Below are 1,696 nucleotides of genomic sequence, written 5' to 3' on the forward strand. Positions count from 1 at the left end.
TTAATATTTAAAGTCGTGATGGGCGGCGCTCAGTCCGTGTTATTGGCCATACAAGATAGTCAGAAGATCTTTCGCTCTCGCTTGATGCTTAGCGGTCGTTTCAACGTTTCTCTCTTCTTTTTTCGCATAGGCGTAATCTTCTCGCATCTGTTTCACAGTCGTAGCTCTATCACATACGCCAATACTCACCCCTTTTCCTTTATTTCCTTCCTCCAAGATCAAAGAGTCGGTATAACCAAACTCATTAAGTAAAATCTCATGCACTTTAACCGCTCGAACGCTCGAATTAAAGTCCGTTGAATTCACCCAAATAAGTCCCTTTGAAACAGTCGCGGAAACGGTCGAACGCACTGCACGTTCAACGACCTGGCAGGAGATATCATTTTTTGGTGAGCTTTCGTGCCCAGCGGCGAAACGCTGGTCGCTGAACATCGATTTAGAGAGAGTTGGGCTTGAGTTTCGTTGTGCCATGAGGAGTTTCCTTTTTGTTTGAGTATCACTTTTATGGAGCCGCTTGGCTGTCCGGCAAGCGCTCATGGTTCTCAATAACAAGGGCGCGAAGCGTTCATATACCCTTGTTATTGGGGCTCTGAGCGAGCACGGTAAACAGCCTGCGAGCCCCATCAAATGATGCAAGTCGAAAGGGAAATCGGCACATAAGGCAACAAGCCCTTACTCGAACTTAATGGAGGTCAGTGAAATGAGTGAGGAGGTACGACGAACAGCAACGAGGAAGACTGACGAGGCGCAGGCGTTTAGGGTTGTACGATAGGAGCTTGTAGAGAAGCACCTTCTGGTGCGGCACGCAGTGGCTCACTAGGGTGATGCCAATCTAGGCCATAGATGAAAGCTCCAAGAGAAAGCCTTGCCCGAAGGATCACGCCTAAGGAAAGAGCACCTCATTATTTCTCACCCCACGTAAAAAACTAAGAAGCAATAAGCTAAGAGATAAGAAGCCAAGAATGAGGATTATTTAAATACATTTACCCGTCAGTAAGTCACTAGAATGGGTATATCGATACTGCCACCTTGCTCACTGTAACTCCCTTTTGAGAGCCAAAGGTCAGCGTCCCTTTTTCAAAACGAGCATTAATGGTCTCAAGCGCTCGATTAAGCTCTAACTTGTTAGAGTTAGCCCCAAATCAGTCAAGCCAGTTTCTAAGTTAATGTATATACGTCTATAAGTAAGGCAAACACTTGTCGTATTTTCCAGTAGGAATAAAAACAGATATCGTCCTTACCTCACTTTTTTGAGACCTCACCTTAGTCATCACTTCAGCGCTGTGATGTACTATTTCTCCAAATAGCACATCCGTTTCTCTTAATCGGTCCCGATAACTTAGTTCAACTGATTTACGCAACAAAGAAATATCAAAATCCTTCATACGTGGTGCGAGCCATGTAAATCCAAATCAAACGGTGATGAAAACCGTGCGGTGCTTTATTAAATTATTCATATGTGTGCTCTACCCTTTGCCACTTAGAGTAGTTATATCAAGATATTTAGTTATAGTGCGTTAATGACACAATGCCTTTCTAGCGTAAATCAATTTTAATTAAGCCAAGAAATTATTTACACCTTCGCAATAATTATTGGCTTTGTTGCGTAATTCAGTTTAGAAACAGAGTCTCCCCGTTTCTCATGCTTTTTAGTCAATACGACAAGTTTCAGGCATACCTAACCCAGTAAGCTTGT

The 1,696-nt window shown here is 43.3% G+C and carries 1 protein-coding gene; it reads right to left on the bottom strand.

From position 1 onward, the window contains the following. Nucleotides 1–39: 39 nt before the first annotated feature. Nucleotides 40–471, bottom strand: coding sequence for a hypothetical protein (locus ACED59_RS24405; protein ID WP_102258042.1), 432 nt, complete (start codon nt 469–471; stop codon nt 40–42). Nucleotides 472–1,696: the final 1,225 nt, after the last annotated feature.

The organism is Vibrio sp. FF266, from assembly GCF_041439695.1.
In the GTDB taxonomy this organism is placed as follows: domain Bacteria; phylum Pseudomonadota; class Gammaproteobacteria; order Enterobacterales; family Vibrionaceae; genus Vibrio; species Vibrio tasmaniensis_A.

Coding starts and splice junctions, on each gene's coding strand:
- ACED59_RS24405 (WP_102258042.1), bottom strand. CDS start 471: ATGGCACAACGAAACTCAAGCCCAACTCTCTCTAAATCGATGTTCAGC.